This window comes from Vibrio sp. MED222, from assembly GCF_000153005.1.
Lineage (GTDB): Bacteria > Pseudomonadota > Gammaproteobacteria > Enterobacterales > Vibrionaceae > Vibrio > Vibrio tasmaniensis_A.
In genome coordinates this window covers 1,463,628-1,484,557 of the sequence record NZ_CH902606.1, presented here as the reverse complement: position 1 = coordinate 1,484,557, position 20,930 = coordinate 1,463,628, and the positions used below count along the sequence as shown (strand labels likewise).

At 43.3% G+C, this 20,930-nt stretch carries 23 protein-coding genes and 2 pseudogenes; 11 read left to right on the top strand and 14 right to left on the bottom strand.

Features of this window, described 5'->3' with window-relative positions:
• Positions 1–57: 57 nt before the first annotated feature.
• The 4 genes from fghA to MED222_RS15220 all read left to right on the top strand — a co-directional run bounded on the left by fghA (position 58) and on the right by MED222_RS15220 (position 2,913).
• The gene (gene fghA / locus MED222_RS15205; RefSeq protein WP_009846217.1) at positions 58–897 is read left to right on the top strand and encodes an S-formylglutathione hydrolase; all 840 of its coding nucleotides are present in this window, start codon (positions 58–60) and stop codon (positions 895–897) included.
• A gap of 162 nt (positions 898–1,059) precedes the next feature.
• Complete coding sequence (locus MED222_RS15210) at positions 1,060–1,392, top strand: DMT family transporter (protein ID WP_009846216.1); 333 nt, start codon at positions 1,060–1,062, stop codon at positions 1,390–1,392.
• 145 nt (positions 1,393–1,537) lie between these two features.
• Positions 1,538–1,939: a hypothetical protein gene (locus tag MED222_RS15215; RefSeq protein WP_009846215.1), complete on the top strand. Its 402-nt coding sequence runs from the start codon at positions 1,538–1,540 to the stop codon at positions 1,937–1,939.
• Between the two features lie 236 nt (positions 1,940–2,175).
• Positions 2,176–2,913 carry an NUDIX domain-containing protein gene (locus MED222_RS15220; RefSeq protein ID WP_009846214.1) on the top strand — a complete coding sequence of 246 codons (738 nt, stop codon included), beginning with the start codon at positions 2,176–2,178 and terminating at the stop codon, positions 2,911–2,913.
• A gap of 141 nt (positions 2,914–3,054) precedes the next feature.
• Here MED222_RS15220 and exaC read toward each other — a convergent pair whose 3' ends face one another.
• Positions 3,055–4,575 carry an acetaldehyde dehydrogenase ExaC gene (gene exaC / locus MED222_RS15225; protein WP_004732897.1) on the bottom strand — a complete coding sequence of 507 codons (1,521 nt, stop codon included), beginning with the start codon at positions 4,573–4,575 and terminating at the stop codon, positions 3,055–3,057.
• 327 nt (positions 4,576–4,902) lie between these two features.
• Here exaC and MED222_RS15230 point away from each other — a divergent pair, with 327 nt between their 5' ends.
• The 3 genes and pseudogenes from MED222_RS15230 to MED222_RS15235 all read left to right on the top strand — a co-directional run.
• On the top strand, positions 4,903–6,642 hold the full coding sequence (locus MED222_RS15230; RefSeq protein ID WP_009846213.1) for a sigma-54-dependent Fis family transcriptional regulator: 1,740 nt from the start codon (positions 4,903–4,905) through the stop codon (positions 6,640–6,642).
• Positions 6,643–7,049: 407 nt separating this feature from the next.
• A pseudogene (locus MED222_RS22825) lies at positions 7,050–7,445 on the top strand (methyl-accepting chemotaxis protein); the annotation flags it as partial.
• Positions 7,446–7,577: 132 nt separating this feature from the next.
• Positions 7,578–9,290: pseudogene (locus MED222_RS15235) on the top strand (methyl-accepting chemotaxis protein); the annotation flags it as partial.
• A gap of 141 nt (positions 9,291–9,431) precedes the next feature.
• On the opposite strand, the gene MED222_RS15240 reads toward MED222_RS15235, so the two are convergent.
• Positions 9,432–10,283: a LysR family transcriptional regulator gene (locus MED222_RS15240; protein ID WP_009846211.1), complete on the bottom strand. Its 852-nt coding sequence runs from the start codon at positions 10,281–10,283 to the stop codon at positions 9,432–9,434.
• A gap of 137 nt (positions 10,284–10,420) precedes the next feature.
• Between MED222_RS15240 and MED222_RS15245 the strand changes: the two genes are divergently transcribed.
• Positions 10,421–11,068 carry a glutathione S-transferase family protein gene (locus MED222_RS15245; protein WP_009846210.1) on the top strand — a complete coding sequence of 216 codons (648 nt, stop codon included), beginning with the start codon at positions 10,421–10,423 and terminating at the stop codon, positions 11,066–11,068.
• Positions 11,069–11,145: 77 nt separating this feature from the next.
• On the opposite strand, the gene MED222_RS15250 is transcribed toward MED222_RS15245, so the two are convergent.
• On the bottom strand, positions 11,146–11,379 hold the full coding sequence (locus MED222_RS15250) for a helix-turn-helix domain-containing protein (protein WP_009846209.1): 234 nt from the start codon (positions 11,377–11,379) through the stop codon (positions 11,146–11,148).
• A 10-nt stretch (positions 11,380–11,389) separates the two neighbouring features.
• On the bottom strand, positions 11,390–11,953 hold the full coding sequence (locus tag MED222_RS15255; RefSeq protein ID WP_009846208.1) for a DUF2975 domain-containing protein: 564 nt from the start codon (positions 11,951–11,953) through the stop codon (positions 11,390–11,392).
• A gap of 232 nt (positions 11,954–12,185) precedes the next feature.
• Here MED222_RS15255 and MED222_RS15260 point away from each other — a divergent pair, with 232 nt between their 5' ends.
• Positions 12,186–13,628, top strand: a complete 1,443-nt coding sequence (locus MED222_RS15260) for an N-acylglucosamine 2-epimerase (protein WP_009846207.1) — start codon at positions 12,186–12,188, stop codon at positions 13,626–13,628.
• A 208-nt stretch (positions 13,629–13,836) separates the two neighbouring features.
• Here the strand turns inward: MED222_RS15260 and MED222_RS15265 are convergent, their stop codons facing one another.
• Positions 13,837–14,244 (bottom strand): hypothetical protein, encoded by a 408-nt coding sequence (locus tag MED222_RS15265; protein ID WP_026012354.1) that lies wholly within the window; start codon positions 14,242–14,244, stop codon positions 13,837–13,839.
• A 241-nt stretch (positions 14,245–14,485) separates the two neighbouring features.
• On the opposite strand from MED222_RS15265, the gene MED222_RS15270 reads away from it, so the two are divergent.
• The gene (locus MED222_RS15270; RefSeq protein WP_009846205.1) at positions 14,486–15,187 is read left to right on the top strand and encodes a flavin reductase family protein; all 702 of its coding nucleotides are present in this window, start codon (positions 14,486–14,488) and stop codon (positions 15,185–15,187) included.
• A gap of 85 nt (positions 15,188–15,272) precedes the next feature.
• Complete coding sequence (locus MED222_RS15275) at positions 15,273–16,070, top strand: CLCA_X family protein (protein ID WP_032555113.1); 798 nt, start codon at positions 15,273–15,275, stop codon at positions 16,068–16,070.
• Positions 16,071–16,096: 26 nt separating this feature from the next.
• Here MED222_RS15275 and MED222_RS15280 read toward each other — a convergent pair whose 3' ends face one another.
• The 9 genes from MED222_RS15280 to MED222_RS21665 form a co-directional block, all read right to left on the bottom strand.
• Complete coding sequence (locus tag MED222_RS15280) at positions 16,097–16,345, bottom strand: RHS repeat-associated core domain-containing protein (protein ID WP_009846203.1); 249 nt, start codon at positions 16,343–16,345, stop codon at positions 16,097–16,099.
• Positions 16,346–16,465: 120 nt separating this feature from the next.
• Positions 16,466–16,687 (bottom strand): hypothetical protein, encoded by a 222-nt coding sequence (locus MED222_RS15285; protein ID WP_009846202.1) that lies wholly within the window; start codon positions 16,685–16,687, stop codon positions 16,466–16,468.
• Positions 16,688–16,793: 106 nt separating this feature from the next.
• The gene (locus tag MED222_RS15290) at positions 16,794–17,411 is read right to left on the bottom strand and encodes an RHS repeat domain-containing protein (protein WP_009846201.1); all 618 of its coding nucleotides are present in this window, start codon (positions 17,409–17,411) and stop codon (positions 16,794–16,796) included.
• 72 nt (positions 17,412–17,483) lie between these two features.
• Complete coding sequence (locus tag MED222_RS15295) at positions 17,484–17,906, bottom strand: hypothetical protein (protein ID WP_009844731.1); 423 nt, start codon at positions 17,904–17,906, stop codon at positions 17,484–17,486.
• A gap of 59 nt (positions 17,907–17,965) precedes the next feature.
• Positions 17,966–18,394 (bottom strand): YcxB family protein, encoded by a 429-nt coding sequence (locus MED222_RS21450; RefSeq protein ID WP_157044834.1) that lies wholly within the window; start codon positions 18,392–18,394, stop codon positions 17,966–17,968.
• Between the two features lie 419 nt (positions 18,395–18,813).
• A complete protein-coding gene (locus MED222_RS15300) occupies positions 18,814–19,491 on the bottom strand; it encodes a hypothetical protein (RefSeq protein ID WP_009846199.1) in 678 nt (225 codons plus the stop codon).
• Positions 19,488–20,114, bottom strand: a complete 627-nt coding sequence (locus tag MED222_RS15305) for an RHS repeat domain-containing protein (RefSeq protein WP_009846198.1) — start codon at positions 20,112–20,114, stop codon at positions 19,488–19,490. The genes MED222_RS15300 and MED222_RS15305 overlap by 4 nt, the downstream gene beginning before the upstream one ends.
• 72 nt (positions 20,115–20,186) lie before the next feature.
• Positions 20,187–20,609: a hypothetical protein gene (locus MED222_RS15310; protein ID WP_009844731.1), complete on the bottom strand. Its 423-nt coding sequence runs from the start codon at positions 20,607–20,609 to the stop codon at positions 20,187–20,189.
• 59 nt (positions 20,610–20,668) lie between these two features.
• Positions 20,669–20,929, bottom strand: a complete 261-nt coding sequence (locus MED222_RS21665) for a YcxB family protein (RefSeq protein WP_009846197.1) — start codon at positions 20,927–20,929, stop codon at positions 20,669–20,671.
• Position 20,930: the final 1 nt, after the last annotated feature.

The following is a 20,930-nucleotide window of genomic DNA, read 5'->3' as shown; positions in this document are numbered from 1 at the left end:
TTTAAGTGATATAGACAAATTTACTCCCAAAACCATCAACCTAACGGAGCACAATAGATGACAATCGAAAACATTAGCCAAGCAAAGGTTGCTGGTGGTTGGCACAAACAATACACCCACTTTTCTGCAACGCTTGACTGCAACATGCGTTTTGCGATTTTCTTGCCGCCTAACGCAAGCAAAGAAAACCCAGTTCCTGTTTTGTATTGGTTATCAGGCTTAACCTGTACCGATGAAAACTTCATGCAAAAAGCCGGCGCGTTCAAAGCTGCGGCTGAGCAAGGCATTGCTATTGTTGCACCTGATACTAGCCCACGCGGCGAAGGCGTTGCCGACGATGAAAGCTACGATCTAGGCCAAGGTGCAGGCTTCTATGTGAATGCCACTCAAGCACCTTGGGACAGCCATTACCACATGTACGATTACGTGGTAACAGAGCTACCAGCACTGATTGAGTCTTTCTTCCCAGTGACATCAGTGAAATCAATTTCTGGTCACAGCATGGGCGGACACGGTGCCCTAACGATTGGTATTAAGAACGAAGATAGCTACCGTTCTATCTCGGCATTCAGCCCAATCACCAACCCAATGCAATGCCCTTGGGGACAAAAAGCCTTCAACCAATACTTGGGCTTAGATATTGAAGAGTGGAAGCACTACGATGCCTGTGAGCTTCTAAAAACCAAAGGCACTAAACTGCCAATGTTGGTTGACCAAGGCGAAGCCGATAACTTCCTGATTGAACAGCTTAAGCCTGAGCAATTAGTCGAAGCAGCTAAGGCAACCAATGCCGATTTAGAGCTACGTATGCAGCCAGGTTACGACCACAGCTACTACTTCATCTCTAGCTTTATTGATGAACACATTGAGTTCCATGCTGCTTACCTAAACAAGTAGTCACACCGAATTAGCCCACACCTTGCAAAAGCGTGAGGTGTGGGCTTTTTTGTGCCTGCTGTTTGGGCAAATACGCTGTGACTAAAGATCAGCAACAACGATTAACACTTTCAAATACCCCCGCTATACCAACAAAAAACAATACAACTAAAAGGTACGACTATGAGCTGGTTTTTCTTAATGATGGGCGTGATGGCGGAAGCACTTTCTCACGTAGCACTTAAAGCAACCGACGGTTTCAGTTTGTCTAAACCCATCCCTGCTCTATTAGTGATTTCAGGACACTTGGCGGCATTTCTATTTTTGAGCCAAGCAATGAAAGGGATGCCTGTAGGTGTGGTTCACTCTTTATGGGCGGGCTTGGCTATCGTAACCGTGAGCTTGATTTCTACATTTGTTTACCGCCAGCACCTCGATACTATGGTGTGGATTGGTATGTTATTTGTGGCAGCAGGTGTTGTGATGATCAACCTATCTCAAGGTCACTCGCACTAGTGTAGATAGTGACTTATGAACAGTGTGTCAATTCGTTCAAGTTTTCTAACAGACAGGTGTCGCCTTCACTTATTCATACTCTTACAATCGGCAAATCAAACCTGTTACCATAGCGTCCTCTACATCACCTATTTTGAAGGTTGCTATGAAAGCAATTAAGACTCTTTTCTTCCTGATGGTTTTATTAAGCGGTCTGTTTACCGCTTGGCTGTTTATCCCGACTCCAGCGATCATGGACAAGCAAACGCTCGACCTTCCATTAACGGAACCATTCAAGCTTGTGGCGTACCGCAGCAACCCGAATGATGCGAGCAAGCCGCTGACTTACCACTACTATGTGATTTCAGATGTGGTTGGCGTGGACGACATGGACCCGTTCCTAGTTACCACAGACCAGTTCGTGAAGCTTGGCGAATTCGACGAGAACACGTTCAGTTTAACGGTTAACGGCAAGATTGAGAGCTACACCAACGATTTGTGGATCAAAAAATCTGACGGCAAGCTTCAGCACTGGTACGTAAGTGTTGATGCAAACTATATTCGTTAGAGTCGAATTCAAATAAACCCTATTTTAAAACTGCGCTTTGGCTTCCAAGCGCAGTTTTTGTTTCTAGCGTAATTTTTGTTTCAAGCCGCCCGCTTTACACTCTCCCTTAGTTTTTACCCATCACTGCCGTGCTCTTAAAAACGCTACAAGCAGAGCAGGTTTTATAAGCCCTTAAGATGTTATAAGCTCCACCTATGCTCGACTCCCTATAAATCAAAAATAATAAAGGATCACCCGTGGAATTTACGCTCGACAAATTTAACGGCATCATCATCGACCCAGCAACAGCCCCTCACGATGCTGACTCTTTCAATGCCGAACTCAGCGAGATCACCGAATTTTCAAAGCAGAATAACAAAGGCATAATTTGGATTAGCTTGCCTATTTCGCTCTCGCACCTTATTCCAGTGGCGACTGAACTTGGCTTTGTGTTTCACAACTGTCTAGAAGACGAGATTACGCTGATCCACAAATCCGAGATTGTAGAGTTTGTGCCTTTCATTCCGACCCACACCTTGGGCGCAGGTGCATTGATCACCAACGAACATAATCAAGTGCTGATGATTAAAGAGCACGGTATGACAGGCTACAAATTACCGGGCGGCCATATTGAGTTGGGTGAAGGCATTGAAGAATCGGTTGTTCGTGAAACCTTGGAAGAAACAGGTATCAAAGCCACATTCATTTCTGTAGTTGGCATGGCGACGAGACATCCGTATCAGTTTGGCAAATCGAACCTCTACTTTATTTGCCACCTTATCGCTCAAACCCAAGAGATTGCGATTCAAGACACCGATGAAATTGCAGAGGCTAAATGGGTTGATGTTGAAGAGTACATTAACAACCCTGGCAGTTACCCGTTTAACCGCCAATTGGTCGGTTCTCTGATAGGGAAACAAGGTTTGGAGCTTACTCAGCTAGAAGGTAATTCAGGCCCAACCCACAAGCCCGAGATCTTCTTTTCGAAAAGCTAAAGTGCTTCAGATATAAAAACGCCCAACTCAATTGAATTGGGCGTTTTGGTTTCTAGCCTTTGTTTTTCTTAATTAAGCCTACTGCGTTGTTAGTAATTCTTGTACCCATGATTCATTCTCATACTTTAGAACGAACCTGTATTAGAAGAAGCCCAACGGATTAGTATCGTAGCTGATCAACAGGTTCTTCGTATTTTGGTAGTGATCGAGCATCATCTTATGTGTCTCACGGCCAATGCCCGATTTTTTGTAACCACCAAATGCCGCATGTGCTGGGTAAGCGTGGTAACAGTTCACCCAAATACGCCCCGCTTCAATGTTACGACCCATGCGATACGCTAGGTTTGCATCACGCGTCCATACGCCTGCACCCAAGCCATACTCGGTGTCATTGGCGATCTCTAGCGCTTCCGCTTCGTCTTTAAACGTCGTCACCGCGATAACAGGGCCGAAGATCTCTTCTTGGAATACGCGCATCTTATTGTGCCCTTCCAGCATGGTTGGCTGAATGTAATAGCCATTACCGAGATCATCTGGTTGCTGCGCTATTTCACCACCGGTCAGCACTTTCGCGCCCTCTTGACGACCGATTTCTAGGTAGCTCAAGATCTTATCGAACTGTTCTTTAGAAGCTTGTGCACCCACCTGAGTATCGGTATCTAACGGGTTACCTTGTTTAATAGTTTGAGCACGTTCGACCACCTTGGCGATGAACTTGTCGTATACCGATTCATGAATCAACACTCGTGATGGACAGGTACACACTTCACCTTGGTTGAAGAACGCCAGCAGCATACCTTCGACACACTTATCGAGGTATTCGTCTTCATGGTTAAAGATATCTGGGAAGTAGATATTTGGAGACTTACCGCCAAGTTCTACCGTTGATGGAATCAAGCTTTCTGCGGCACATTTCAGGATATGGTGGCCGACCTCTGTTGAACCGGTAAACGCTAGCTTCGCCAAACGATCGCTAGTTGCTAACGCTTGACCCGCTTCGCTACCAAAACCATTCACGATGTTGACTACGCCTGCAGGTAGAAGATCAGCGATCTTCTCCATCATCACCAAAATCGATGTCGGTGTTTGCTCGGCGGGCTTCATCACCACACAACAGCCCGCAGCCAGTGCAGGTGCCAATTTCCAAGCCGCCATTAAAATCGGGAAGTTCCAAGGAATGATCTGCCCCACCACACCAATAGGTTCTGGGAAGTGATAACTTGCGGTGTTTGAATCGAGCTCTGCTGCGCTGCCTTCTTGCGCTCGAATACAACCCGCAAAGTAACGGAAGTGATCGACAACCAAAGGAATGTCTGCCGCCAAAGTTTCACGCACAGGCTTGCCGTTTTCCCACGTCTCGGCGACTGCGATTTCTTCTAGATTCGCTTCAATGCGGTCGGCAATTTTAAGCAGGATGTTGGAGCGCTCTGTCACGCTAGTCGCCGCCCAACTAGCACGAGCAGCATGCGCCGCATCGAGTGCCAAGCTAATGTCCGCCTCGGTTGAACGTGCCACTTGGCAATACACCTGACCATTCACTGGGGAAGTGTTATCAAAATACTCACCGCTAACAGGCTTCACCCATTCGCCACCGATAAAGTTATCGTATTGCGCTTTAAAGTTCACCACTGCGTTATCACTACCCGGCTGTGCGTAAATCATAGTTAGATCCTTCTTAGATTTGTTATTCGTTATTGAGCGAGAGCTGTCTTATTTTTATGGCGGCTCCTCTTGAGAAAAGAACTCATGACAAGACGCCCATGTTTATGCTTTCTGTTTAAAACACTGATACTTCGTGTTTTCTTCACAACAGTAACAACGCAAATCACACGCCAGAACTTCAAAACTTGTTGTTAATAAATTGTAAAACTATGATTACCAAACGTTTACAACCCAAAGTGAGTTGGCATTGAACGGGCGTCTGGAAAGCACTCCAGTGTTCAACTGTTCCAAATTGGTACACCCTCACTGTTACGACATGGAACAGTCATGCACCTTCAACAAGCAAACACCTCAGATTGGCTTTCATCCTCTTGGCACCGCAGCACAGAAGCGGGTCTAAAACAGAGACGACTTCCTGAAGACATTCGCCTGCCACAATCGATCCTTAAACAGCGACGTCATCAATCGTCCGACTTGATTCATATCGTCGAACGTAATGCTCTCCCTCTGTTTAATCAGATGTTTGCACGCACTGACAGTCGTTTGATTCTGACGGATATTGAAGGGGTAATTCTGGCAAGTTGGGGACAGGAGCGGTTTAAGGAGAAACTGACATCAATTGCACTCAGTTCGGGAGCATGTTGGCAGGAACAACTTAAAGGAACCAACGCGATTGGCACCGCCATCGTTGAAGCGAAACCAGTATCCATCATTGGCGAACAGCACTTCATCCACCAGCATCGATTTATCAGTTGTTCCGCAAGCCCTATGTTTGATCATCAAGGTCAAATGGTTGGCGTATTGGACATCACCAGTGAGCAACAGCAACACGACAGTTCGGTGCAATTACTGGTTCAAAATATGGTTCAGCTTGTTGAAAATCAGCTATTAAGTCATATCCCACAAGGCACCACTCGTATTGACCTCGCGTGCGAGAAATCGTTATTACACAGTGGTTGGCAAGGGATAGTAATAGCCAATGAGGCGGGTGAGGTAGTGGCGCACAATCAGGTCGCCTCTCAGCTGCTGGATCAAACCTCGATCGTCGGCGAATGCATAGATACCCTCTTCAAGCGAACTACTACCAAACGTACGCGTTCACTCTCAGCATCATGTGACTTGCACCATGGTGAACAACAAATAGAACATGCTTGGCAGCAAGCCAACAAGGTTATCGACAAAGGGATCAGCCTATTAATCTTAGGAGAAACGGGCGTTGGCAAAGGCGAATTTGTAAAAGCGTTGCACAAACAGAGCCAACGTAAATCTTCGCCCCTAGTAGCAGTAAATTGCGGTGCGCTACCGAAAGATCTTATCGAATCTGAGCTGTTTGGCTACGCGCCGGGCGCTTTTACTGGCGCAAGCCACAAAGGTTTTCAGGGTAAGATCCGCCAAGCAGACAAGGGAATTCTGTTTCTCGATGAGATCGCCGACATGCCATTGGAGGCTCAGTGTCGATTGCTGCATGTTCTACAAGATAAGTCAGTAGTGCCTGTTGGCTCAAATCAGAGCTACCAAGTCGATTGTCAGATCATCGCCGCGACTCATAAAAACTTAGAACAGTTAGTCGTAATCGGAGAATTTCGACAAGATTTGTATTACCGCTTAAACGGCTTGGCCTTCACCTTACCAAGCCTACAACACCGACAAGACAAGCACGCCTTAATCGAGCACATTCATCGTAAATACGCCGAAGACGAACAGACAATCTGCCCGCACTTAATGAGCTTGCTGTGCGCCTATTCATGGCCCGGTAATATCCGTGAATTAGATAACTTACTTAAGGTCGCCGCCCTACTCGCGAGCGATGAAGCACAACTCACACTCGAGCATGTGCCTAGCCACCTTGCTCAACATCTCACGTTATTAACGCAAGATAATCAGCATCAACTGACGACTCCTAATACCACCAAAGGCACAATGAATAACGATTTAAGAAGTACAGTTGAGGAAACTTTGCTACAAACCTATCAAGCGAACCAAGGCAACATCAGCAAGACTTCGAGAATACTGGGGATCAGCCGCAATACCATTTATCGAAAGCTAAAGAGCTTGGGGATTCTTTAATAATCAAGATGATCAATGGCCCAGTTACTTGAATTTAGTCTGCAAAGTATAAATGCATACTTTTTAAGTGGGTATTCCACACTTCGGATGAAATTAAAATGTGACTGATGTCATATAATGAGTAATATATATCCAGAACACCCTCAAACTACAACCTCCTGATTTACCCGGAAATTAAAAACGGCATCAAGTATAAAATATCAACAAATACAATTAGATAATAGAATAAAAACAGCCATACACCTATCTTATAGCTCCTCTCTAAAAGACATAATCGGGAGCGTTATACCATCCTATTTATATTTTTAATCACCCTATTCTTATTATGTTCATTATTTAGAATTTTCCATTCACGTATCTTGTTTAAAATCTCTGAAAAACTACCACTATTTGGTTAGAGAGATAATATGTTTAACAGTATACGAACGCGAATTGCGGTGAGTGCGGGCGGAGCGATGGCTTTCACTCTGTTAATCGCCATGGGAATGACGACCAACGCATTTACCGATGTGAATAAACAAGTCACTGAAAAAGTAAAAACGCAGCTGACAGAGGCCACCGCTACGGATTTACAAAACACGGCACTTCAACAAGGTTTGAACATCGCTAACCAGCTCAACCCCGTATTAGCGAACCTTAAACAAGTGCGCTCAATCATCGAATTAAGTTCAGAAACCGACGCAAGTGCAGAGCTTATCGTGAAACAGTTTACTGCGGCACTGGAAGCACAAAACAAAGCTGTATTTGCGGGTTACATGGTTTGGGAAGATAAGACATGGTCACAACAGTCTGTCTTGAATAGCGAGCTCAACGTGAACAGCGAAAATGGCTCAGAGACGTCGCTGATTTCAGATAACCAACAAGACTCGAACACGGAACTGAGCATTAATACAGAATCAGACTCGAATATCGAATCTGGCTCAAACATCGAGTTAAGCTCAAACACTGAGTTAGGTTTTAACAGTCAGAGCTACCTTGCGCCTTTCTTCTCTCCCAATGACCAGAACAGCTTTGATGCTGTCGCAATGGAAAGCTTTAGCAATACCGATCTCAACAGCAACGGTGAGCGCAAAGATGACTGGCACTTAATGCCATATCAAACAGGTAAAACGTTTGTGATGGAACCGTATTTTTATTCAGTGCGCGGCAAACAAGAGCTCATTACCACCATCAGCCAACCAATCAAACATGACGGAAAAATCATCGGCTCGCTAGGCTTTGATTTGTCCCTACATGAACTCCAAAGCCAAAGTGAGTTACTTGCGCGTAACCTGTTTGATGGCCAAGGAAAAATCCTAATCACTTCATGGAAAGGCATTACACTGGCCAACAGCCAAGCTGGAAATATGGTGGGTAAAAAAGTCTCTTCTGAATTGGAATCTGAATGGTCAAAGATTCAGTCTATCGCTAACAGAGAAGGCGCCGGTCTTGTGACTTTCGGCGGCGATGAGTACGCGATTACTGCCATTGATACCAGTGATGCGCCATGGGTAGTCATGGTGTCTGTTCCTAGTAGTCACCTAGCCAAAAGCGTCAATGACTACACCGAGTGGAGTGATGCTCAGAATTCAAAAGCACTTGAAAAAGGTGTGTGGGCGGGAATCATCGCCGCTCTTCTAGGCATTGCCTCGATGGCATTCATTGCTAACTCTTTGGGCAAGGTTTTGAACAACTTAGTGGAACGCTTTAAAGATGCAGCACAGGGTGAAGGTGACTTGACTTATCGCATTGAAGTGAAAGGTAAGGATGAAACCGCTCAGCTTGCACACTGGTTCAATACCTTCCTATCTCGCATACAAGAGATGCTACTTACCGTGATGGTAACAGCTGACCAAGTGGATAAAAACGCGACAGAAGGCCAAGCTCGTGCTGAAGTTTCACGTGACCAGCTGAATTCTCAAGTTAACGAAGTGAACTCACTTGCCACCGCTATCAATGAAATGAGTGCAACAGCGCAAGAAGTGGCGAACTCAGCGGTTCAAGCAGCGGCAGCTGCAAGCCAAGTGCAAAGCAACAGTCTCAATGGTATGACGCGCATGGACAATGCCGCCAGTGCTGTAGACAGCTTGGCTGTGCAGGTTAACGATGCGCAGCAACAAACACAGAACTTAGTCGATTCGAGCACCGCTATTCAGGGTATCTTGAGCGAGATTGGTGGCATTGCAGAGCAAACTAACTTACTTGCACTGAATGCCGCGATTGAGGCAGCTCGTGCAGGTGAGGCTGGTCGAGGCTTTGCAGTGGTTGCTGATGAGGTTCGTAACCTAGCGAATCGAACTCAAGGTTCAACAGAAGAGATTCGCTCTATGTTGGCTCGCTTAGAACAAGAGACTCAATCTATTGTGGTACTGATGGAGCAAAGCCAGAATCAAGCGAACAACACAAAAAGTGAAACCGAAGCTGCACATCAAGCCTTGTCTGAAATCAACCAAGCGATTGAAGTGATTAATGACATGAACAATCAGATCGCTTCCGCGGCTGAAGAACAAAGCTCTGTGTCAGAAGAGATTAACCGCAATGTCGTGATCATCAATGACACAGCAGTAGAAGTGATGGACACCATGACTTCATCAGTAGCAATCAGTAATGAGCTGACCGTAAAAGCTGGAGATTTACACGGAGAATTGAGTAAGTTTAAGCTCTCTTAACTCACGTTCAGTCTTCCATAAAAATAAGGCCGAGAAACGCAATGTTCTCGGCCTCTTCATTTCTTAATTCCCGCTCAGCTTCAAACTCATCGATTGCAGTTCATCTATTAGATTTTACCGAACCAAGCTCACCTAACAAAGCTACTCAGAATCCAACTCCACAAGTTGATTCAGCACTTCTTTGTCTAACACTGGGTGATGTTTGCTCGCTAGGATCAGCACAATATCCACCGAAGGCAGTGGTGGCATATCTTCCAGAATGTTCAAATCAGAAGTCACACTCAGCTTACCCATCGCGCCAATCGCTAAACCTGCCTTAACAATGGCACGTTGCGCCGAAGCGGTATTACTGCACGCCAACAACTGATAAGGCGTACCCTGTTTAGTTAAACCATTCACTGCTGCTGCGTGATACTTACAATCGGTCTGAAACAAGGCTAGTGGGACGGGTTTAGAAGCATCGAACACATAGTCTGGGCTGCTTATCCATACTCCCACATCACTGGTAAGCCAATAGCCCTCTTCACTGTCAGGCGCTCGGGTGACAATTGCAGCATCAAGCCTACCATCATCCAACCACTCTCTGAGCGTAATACTTGGTAGGCTGAATACTTGAATAGAACAGGTGGGTTCTGCTTTCTGCAACAGGCGAATCACTTTTGGCACAATAGTGTCATTGTAGTCTTCAGGGCAACCGAGTCTTAGAGGTTGTTTGTCTTCGTAACGCTTTACTTGCTTGAGGGCGGTATTGTGGAGGGCGACCAACTGTTCAGCATGAGAACGCAGCGCTAAGCCAGCCTCTGTCAGCACGAGATTACGGCCTTCTTTCTGGAAAAGAGTCACGTTGAGTTCTTCTTCCAGTTTGCGCATCTGCGCACTGAATGCCGATTGGGTGCGATTGATCTGTTTCGCAGCACGAGTAAAGCTACTGGTTTCTACAAACGCGAGAAAGCCTCGCAAAGCATCAATATCCATATTGAAATTACCACCCATCGTTTTTATTAATGTATTGCATCAAAATTATCCGTTAGTGCGCCGCAATACAATCCCCTAAGCTCAAATGCATACCCCTAAGGCTTATACCTTACCCTAAGTCTCAAAGCATACCCACTAAACGCAAGGAAGCAACGATGCAGCTTTATATTGGAAACCAGAACTACTCAACTTGGTCATTACGCGCATGGCTAATATTCGACAACTACAACCTGAATCCGGAAGTCATCAAGCTCAAGCTATTCACGTCTGACTTTTACGACACACTAGCTTCAGTGACACCAACAGCCAAAGTTCCAACCCTAGTTGATGGTGACGTTGCTGTGTGGGATTCACTGGCGATTCTCGAATACGTTAACGAATCTTACTTGGACGGCGCAGCATGGCCTAAATCCGTGAAAGAACGCGCCCATGCCCGAGCGATTTCGGCAGAGATGCACTCTGGTTTTTTTGCCGTCAGAAATGAAATGCCGATGAACTGCCGCGCTCAACGAAAGCTTGCTTTGAGTGAAGAAGCATTGAAAGAAATCGCTCGTATTGATGACATATGGTCGACGCAAATGGAACAATATCCAGAAGGTTGGTTATTTGGTGAATGGTCGATTGCCGATGCGATGTTTGCACCTGTGGCATTACGCGTAGAAACCTATGGCATCAAACTTTCAGAGAAGGCATCACAGTATCAGCAACGTGTACTCAACAGCCCATCAGTACAAAAATGGTTGGCAGAAGCGAGCTTAGAAACCGATGTGGTTGAAGAGGACGAGGCGGGAGAGTCGGTATAAATAGATTAAAAAAGAGTCTCGATGCGATATCGAGACTCGTTCATTATTAGATGATTTGAAAGCGATTTCCTTACTGGCTACTCTGCCGCAACGCCGTCTTTATGATCATTCGGTTCAAATTCTAAAATATCACCAGGTTGGCACTCTAAAACTTCACATAGCTTGTCGAGCGTCGATAGCCTTACGGCTTTGGCTTTATCATTTTTTAATACGGACAAGTTGGCTTCTGTTATCCCAACTTCTTTTGCCAATGTCTTTAATCGCATTTTCCGTTTGGCCATCATAATGTCTAAATTAATGCGGATAGTCATGACAAGTCCTTTAAATGGTTTGGCTATGTTCGTCAGCCAGAATATAACCTTCTTTCATCACCCACGAGATGATCAAAATAATTATACCCAATATCAGTGTTAAAAAGTCCATACCAACGAAACTAATCTCAAAGATACGGTCACCTGGTGGATTATTGAACGACAGAATCACTGACATCAATGAACCATAGATAACTGAACCTAATACCCAATAAAACAAGCTATATCCGAGTTTCTGATAGGACATTGCGTTTTCTAAAGAGAAGATTTCACCTCGCTCATAGTTACGGAATAGGCGTATCAGAACCGTTAATGCATACATAAGAATGCTCGACATCGCCAAACTGGTGAACATTGCGATGATTCTTGTTGTCGTAGTAAGTGGAGAGACTGTGAGTGGAGAGGTTATAAAGTAGTCCATCTCGATGGAAAACTGAATAATGCCCATCTCACTAAGAAAGTCATAGGGTGTTTGAACAGTTAGCCAGAAGTAACACACCATGATCGGAGTGAGTGCAAGAAAGGACTGCAGTAGCATTCGCACACGGCGACTTTGTTTTTGAATCTTAGACATACTTATATTCCTGTTGAGTTGATGGAAGAATATTAAGATCAAAACAAACGATGATCAACAATAACTTATCGATAAACGATAATTTATTATTTATTTGCAATATTAAAATGAGTAAAGCCCACATAATCCTTCATCTACACCACAATAATTTGGTCGATTGTGATCGCCTAATCACAATGTGCAGATGTGATTGTTTATATTCAACTAAATTCAAATAGTTAAGATAAACGTTATGTTACGAGCAACCATCGCATTACTCAGTGTCACTAGCTTGGCCGTATCTGCCAATGTCTCCCTTCCCTCTGGAGAAGACTGGATCAATCATGCATCTGAAGGGCTCGCACCTTACTGGCTTATGCCGAGCGCACAGGGAGAACCGATAGGCAACTTCCCGACATTTCGTTGTGATGATGGCACCTTGCTCGATGTATCTGATGTGTGTCCTGAATTGAACAAAGGCTGGATCACTCCGCACTTTGGCAAGGAGTTTACGCGTATGAAATCACGCCAAACCTATGCCTATGGCGTGCTCTATCACCTTACTGGAGACAAACAAGCTTTAGCGCTTGCCAAGCAAGGTGCTTACTACCTCATTGATCAACTAGAAGATAAGAAAAATGGTGGCTTTATTGGCTATACAAAAGAGGGAAAAGCGGGTCAAGATTGGCAGCAACGTACCTCTCAAGATCAAGCGTATGCGCTGGTTGGACTCGCGATGTACTACTACCTGACCCAAGACAAAAAGGTAGAAGAAGCACTCATCGCCCAACAAGCTTTTATCTTTGATAAATATAGACTGAGCGACAACAGCGGTCTTGCTTGGGTACTCGCCGACGGTGAAGATGGCAGTGCAAAACGACGTGAACTGGTCGCGCAACTTGATCAAATAAACGGCTACCTGTTGTTAGTCGCTCCTCTGCTCAAAGAGCCCGTCAAAGCCAAATGGCTTGATGACTTAAACTGGCTCACGCAAGCCATGATTGATCACTACCACTCTGAAGATGAACAACGCTTCTACGGCGCAATTCACGACAAAGCGGCAATGATGCAGAATGCCAATCACAATGATTTTGGGCACACCATTAAAGCATATTGGATGACCTATCTAACTGGTCATGCATTAAAAAATTCCGATTGGTCTGAGTTTGGTTTAGACGGTATGAAACACACTTTGGCTCAGGCGCAATATCAAAAAGATTTTGCCAATGTATCTAACTACTTTGGCGAGCGACTTCAGAAGATGTGGCAAGGGCAAGATATCACGGGCTGGCAAAGCAGACCGTACAGCCAATGGGCGTCATCATGGGAATGGGCTGAGCTTGATCAAGCTGCGATGACGGTATCGCTTATCGATGGTTCAATGAAAGACGTACTGCAATACACCCTGCCCACCTTTCATGATGTATGGGTAGATCATAAATACGGTGGCGTTGGGCTTGAGCCTAAGCGTACTAAAGCGTTCCATTGGGGCAATGGCTATCACCAATTTGAACATGCGCTGATTGGCTATTTATATGCTCGACAAGAGGAAGGTAAACCCGCTGTACTTCACTACGCAAGGCCAACCAACAGCAAGATGCCAATGGAACCTTATTACTATCAAGGAGATGTACTTAAATTAGAGAATCAGAGCGATGGAACGCAAAAGGTCAGTTTCAACAACATTCGACCTTAATACCTGATATTCACTCATCGGTATTTCTGGAAGTGGTTAACGACTAAGACGGAACTGATGAGTGGCTAGCTGTTAGCAAAGCCTGAAAAGAAGATCTTCAGGCTTTCGAAATACCGTTGAGCAACATTTATTGGTAGGATTTTAAATGAATACATAAGCAAGTGAATCTTGTCGGATCTTCAGTTAAACCATATACGGCATCACGAAATCACTTCTTGTTATTCTGCTCAACCAACTTTTCATTCCACGCTTCGTTGCCGTCTCGCTTACTGACATCATACTCAGAGCAGAACTGCGATATGGTCATGTTGTTATCGCCAGTTGCTAACTTTAATGCCAATTGAACTTGTTGAAGTTTGCTTTGCAGACGAAGGTTTTGACCTGCCTTTGGGCTTTTTTCTTTAGCAAACTTTAAAGCAGCATGTTTACGTTCGGCAGCTCCCGCTCGGCGATCCGCTTCTGATAATAGATATTTTAGCTGCGCGACACTCTTGCCCTTCTTAAAGGCAGGCTCAAGCAACTCAACGCATTCATCAAATGATGGATTTATAACATATGGATCAATTCTATGCGCTTGTTGGCGCATCCACTCTAGCGCGAGCTTTTCATCTGACATAATTACATCTTTACCAAAGAAATAGCCGTACATGGTATCGCTCAATAGCAAACCGCTGCAACAACAAATTAAGCTACAGTGTCACATTTAATTTCAAGAAAATTGCAATTTTCTAAAAGAATCCTCCTTTCACAACCACTTATTCAAACTGGATGATCGGAATAAAGCGATGCTGCGTAGATATGTTTTAGTTTGGTTAGTAAACAAGTCGTCGAAAACAAAAGTGAGAAGAAGAGAAGATATGAAGGCAATGACCCTTTCAAGACAAGATATCAAAGCAATGGACCAGCGTGAGCGCGCTCGTTTAATTAACTCCTTATCGGGGTTTAAAAGCGCAAACCTTATTGGCACCTGTGACAAGCAAGGGCTAGAAAATCTTGCAGTAGTGAGCTCCGTGGTTCATTTGGGGTCGAATCCACCTTTACTTGGCTTCATCATCCGGACTGCGGAAAGTCGCCGTCATACACTAGAAAATATCCTAGAAACTCAACACTTCACTATCAATAGTATCGGGGCGGGCTTTGTTCAAAAAGCTCATCAAACTTCCGCTCGTTATCCTAAATCAGTCTCAGAATTTAACGCGGTCGGTCTCACGCCCTATTACGATGATGTGTTCCCTGCTCCCTTTGTTTTGGAAAGCCCTCTGAAAATAGGCCTGGCCTTCAAAGAGCAGATAACAATTGAAAGTAACCAAACTCAAATGTTGATTGGTGAAGTTGTTACAATTCACGCGCCAAAACGTGCTGTGATGCCGGACGGCTACCTAGATTTAGAAGCGTTAGATTTAGTCACAATTTCAGGGCTAGACAGTTATCATGTCACGCAGAGGTTACATCGTTTAAGCTATGCAAAACCAAATAGGGCACTATTTCCACTGACCCACGAAGGCAACCCAACCTCATGGGAGGCTTTCGAACACAATCTCGCTCATTTTGTTCGGTAATTTACTGACAAAGGTGCTAACTTTCCCAACTTAACCCTGTGCACCATACAACAGCGCTAAACTACATCTATTTCCAAGGACCCTTTTGAAGTTAACCCACTTTAAATACAAAACGCGCAAAGGCCCAGACTACCGACATGGCGATCAGGTGTCATTCATGGACATCAAACAGACCTTCGGTATGGGCAGCATTCGTGTGGGCGCTTGGGTAACGAAAGAAGAGAAAGAGCTCGCTGCAAATCTGATATTCGACTCGTTAGCAGACTTGGCTTATATCTTGGCTTTGCCACCAGAAGCGATTGGCCTTCGCGGCACATTAGGCTTAGCGTTCGGCAGTGGTGGCAGAAAGGGTGTACAAGCACACTACGCGCCAAACCAAAGAGAATTAGCCCTCGCTAAAAATGCAGGTGCTGGTGCGTTAGCGCATGAGTTTTGGCATGCGTTTGACCACTACATTGCCGAAAAAGCGTTTGAGATTGGTGACACCTCCGGTCCTCGCAAGAAAATCTTGTTCGCCAGTGACTGTTGGCTACACGATAGAAAGGTGCGACCTCATCCATTAAACGAGAGTTTGATGTCTGTATTCGATGCCACACTACTCAGTGACAACAACCTAGATAAGCACGATTACGTGGCTCGAAGTGTTATTGCCGACAAAGCGATGTCGGCCCGTTACTTCTCACTACCAACAGAGATGATGGCGCGAGCCTTTGAAGCTACGATTGAATCCTGCTCAGATATCGAGAATGCTTACTTAGTCGATGGCACGACCAAACCAGATATGTTCCCTCTCTATCCAGACCTCAAGCATCGCAAAGAAATTAATAAAGCGCTGCAAGGTTACTTCGCGCCGTTGGGTCGATCTCTAAGTAAATCGCGTTAAGACAAAACATGGCGCCGTCCTTACAATCAAAGGTTTAGCCAGCGGCCCAAGTTTGGCATATAGAAGCGATAACCAAAATAAACTAATCCACTTTCAAAATCTGAGCGTTTGGTCGACATACCAAACGGCTGTAGAGTGAAACCATCACCACTTACTTGCCCGTATGGCGAATAACCTCGTTGGCTGAGTCTTTCGCCTGCTTGGTCAAACACACCATAGACATGACCGAGATGGTTAGTCATGTAGTAGATATTTTGCTGGCTCTGCTGACGCATTGATAACCCAGCGACACCGCCTTATTTACTACAATTTCTAGTTGTGGTTGTACGAAAGTAACATCACATAATAATTCAGAGACAAAGCCTTTTGTCTTAAAGCAAAAACAAGGCATCACTCTATTCAATGTCTTTCAATATAAGCCATGAATAAATAGGCCAAGCAATGCATGAAATCACTAAATACTGTAGTGGAATAGATATAAAGTTAACAAATGGTATGCCGAGCAAAACCAAATTATCATTTGTAAATTCAATATACAAAAAGTCATAAATAAAGTTGTAAGTTGCTTCTACAAATGACAACATCATTGCAACTTGAATGAATTGTTTAAATTTCATTTACATAATCCCTAATTAAATAACTGCACAGAAAGACTCTGCATGATTTCACTCTTGGTTTGAAGTTCCTGCTCAAATTCATATACTCTAATTTCATTTTAGTCCTTCAATATAATGTATTTAATGAACATTCAATATCACAAGAAACTTCTGCATATAGTTCTTCGATAAGATCCTGAACTGCTGACCTCTTTTCTTTATCAAATACATTCCACTTTTGCGTTGGCTGTTTACATGAAAGAGATTTATTGTGTGGTGCTTGATCCATTACTGCAGACCTTGGTGACATCGCTGCCTTTGCCTTTTCATAACAATCATAATAACATTGGCTATTTTTTTGAGGTGGATATATCAAGTGGTCGGTAGGACTCGGATTGTATGGCCTGGACTTATAACGCCCATCCGGATCCACATACCCTAACGGGTCACCATCCACATACGCATAGAGGTTAATCCCGCCTTGCTCTTGCAGTGGGTCGCGGTTTAGCCAGCGGCCCAAGCTTGGTATATAGAAGCGATAACCAAAGTAAACTATACCACTGGTAAAATCGCTGCGTTTGGTCGACATGCCAAACGGCTGTAGAGTGAAATAATCACCACTTACTTGCCCGTAAGGCGAATAACCTCGCTGGCTGAGTCTTTCGCCTGCTTGGTCAAACACACCATAGACGTGACCAAGATGGTTAGTCATGTAGTAGATATTTTGCTGGCTCTGCTGACGCATTAATAACCCAGAGACAAAGCCTTTTGTATTATGGAAAAAGACAAGACCTGACCCTATTCTTCTATGCTTTAATTATTTATTCTTAATAAATATAGGTAGCATCAACGCAACGCCCCATAAATAAGCTCCAGAATGTAACTTTAAAGATAAAATAGAGGTAGCCCCGTTACCCCCGGCCACTATTACTAGCGGCTGAGAAAAGAAAATGATTAGCGCACATAAGGTTACGACTGACCATGGATTCACTTTTATCCCTTGGTTATTAGACAAGCTTAGCACCCAAGAGATATTTGCCAACCATGGGAACATCAACGCTATGGCTGTGTCGAACCAAGTGGTCAACATAAACGTTGCCGCAAAAACTTGCATGAAGCCAAATACTAGTGCTTGATAACCATAAGTTAAACTGCTTTCTCGCCCGTCAACGCAGGAAAAAGCCGGCAGAAGAAGCGCTACAAGATAAAACAGAGCTGATAGATTTCTAACAGAAAACATAGGGCTTTGCCTTATGCTAAACGCATTAATGGGTGAAAACACACACTATCTCACTTGCCTTAATCATTTGTCTTCAATGCATATTTCTTTATTAGTAAAACCAGCTTTTCTTCCTCAATCTGAGATTCGAATGAATCAGAAGGAATAATCAAAGCAGCAAGCTTATCCACAAAAATATAAACATCTCCACTGTTATCCTCTACGGACTCAACAGCCTCCCATTTGTAAAAACAACTCCCGAATGGATTCACTTCATGAATCCCTTCCTCTGTTAACTCAATGGTCTTATCACCAATAATAATACCACCTTCATTTGGCACTGATAATTCCCTTATCTTTATTAAGTTATAAATAAAACCCGAAAATAATATAAAAATAAGTGTCATTGTCATTAAAAATGTTTGCAAATGAAAACTAGAAAAGTTAACCCTTCCAATATTTATAGCGACTGACATAAAAAAAACAGCAATAAAAAAGCCAATCATCATGCTCTTTATAAAGTTCTTTTTTGTACTTTATTGCGATGAACTCAGTCGTTTTAAAGCAAAACCTGAAAAATCCAAGTAGTTCTTTTTGGTGATTTTAATTGATTTGATCATTATAACTTTCCTATGTATACATCGACTTGCGTAGTTGTAGAACAATACAATAATCGTATTAGATCAATACACGGAACACACAAAACTAGTAAACCTACATTGTTGGCTAGCATTTTAAGTTATTAATGTAAGGAATATTTATTTTTAGCCAAAGCCTTTACCCTATAGTAAAAGGAAAGACCTGACCTCGTCTTCAGCACTTATTTGGAGACAAAGCCGTTTGCCTCTTTCGGGTGAATTCTCATCTTTATCTTAGTCGGTGCCGATGAGGCGAACCATTTCATTAGACCTTACCTTATTATTTACTTTTACTCCCAAGCACTAACAGGATCACATAGCTCTAACGGAATAAAAAAACACCTCATTTCAAGAAACCCCTTTAATGATTCTGATTCGCTATCTGATATTTCTTCATAAAAGAGATTTAAATATTCTTCCTTATAATCTAATCCTTTATGATAGTTATTTTTATAATTCTCCATATACGCATATAAAGCAGGCTTATTTCCATGATCAATTATTTCCTCTAGACATGTTAAATCATAATCACCACTATTTGAAAATTTACCACTAATAATAGCATCACAATATAACACTTTATACTGTATTTCCCCCTTATGATTTATTTTATTTAGTAACTCCTCAGATTCATCATATAACCAACTTCGGCTAGGATAGTGCATATATGAGCGAGCAAGTAATAATTTACTTTGATCGTCATCTACGGTATCCACTGCCATTTTCAGATAATAATCAATTTTCTTATAATTAATCTCACCTATATTCCCCAACATCCCATAAAAATAGCAATCCGTTAGTTTTTTATACCCTTTATGATCACCATTATCGGCATTTTCTTTTAAAACCTCACACTCCTTTACTATGTCAATCATTTCCACTTCCCTTTCTTTCGATAGTATATCGAATGACAACAATGACGAAATAGGCACTAAAAAAACAATTATGTAATTAACAATTACTTTCATTTAATAACTCCATTCACAATATATTCCACATGATTGATATCTAAAATATTCAAACACTGTTTCCTGCGCCTCGGATTTGGATTTTTTTGCAGCAAAACTATTTGAACTAGTTTTTTATTCGTAGCGTCACATGAAGCTTTGCTTTGCGAATTACTACTTTCTGGTTCTATTGGAAGACTTTCTGTCCACAAGTTTCTTATATTCTCAACACAATTATGTACACACTGGCTGTTCGTTTGGGCTGAGTAAACTGCGTGGTCCCATGGATTGGGATTTACCGGTCTGCCCTTTATTTTTCCATCCGGATCCACATACCCTAACGGATCACCATTTACATACGCATAAAGGTTAATCCCGCCTTGCTCTTGCAGTGGGTCGCGGTTTAGCCAGCGGCCCAAGCTTGGTATATAGAAGCGATAACCAAAGTAAACTATACCACTGGTAAAATCGCTGCGTTTGGTCGACATGCCAAACGGCTGTAGAGTGAAATAATCACCACTTACTTGCCCGTAAGGCGAATAACCTCGCTGGCTGAGTCTTTCGCCTGCTTGGTCAAACACACCATAGACGTGACCAAGATGGTTAGTCATGTAGTAGATATTTTGCTGGCTCTGCTGACGCATTAATAACCCAGAGACAAAGCCTTTTGTATTATGGAAAAAGACAAGACCTGACCCTATTCTTCTATGCTTTAATTATTTATTCTTAATAAATATAGGTAGCATCAACGCAACGCCCCATAAATAAGCTCCAGAATGTAACTTTAAAGATAAAATAGAGGTAGCCCCGTTACCCCCGGCCACTATTACTAGCGGCTGAGAAAAGAAAATGATTAGCGCACATAAGGTTACGACTGACCATGGATTCACTTTTATCCCTTGGTTATTAGACAAGCTTAGCACCCAAGAGATATTTGCCAACCATGGGAACATCAACGCTATGGCTGTGTCGAACCAAGTGGTCAACATAAACGTTGCCGCAAAAACTTGCATGAAGCCAAATACTAGTGCTTGATAACCATAAGTTAAACTGCTTTCTCGCCCGTCAACGCAGGAAAAAGCCGGCAGAAGAAGCGCTACAAGATAAAACAGAGCTGATAGATTTCTAACAGAAAACATAGGGCTTTGCCTTATGCTAAACGCATTAATGGGTGAAAACACACACTATCTCACTTGCCTTAATCATTTGTCTTCAATGCATATTTCTTTATTAGTAAAACCAGCTTTTCTTCCTCAATCTGAGATTCGAATGAATCAGAAGGAATAATCAAAGCAGCAAGCTTATCCACAAAAATATAAACATCTCCACTGTTATCCTCTACGGACTCAACAGCCTCCCATTTGTAAAAACAACTCCCGAATGGATTCACTTCATGAATCCCTTCCTCTGTTAACTCAATGGTCTTATCACCAATAATAATACCACCTTCATTTGGCACT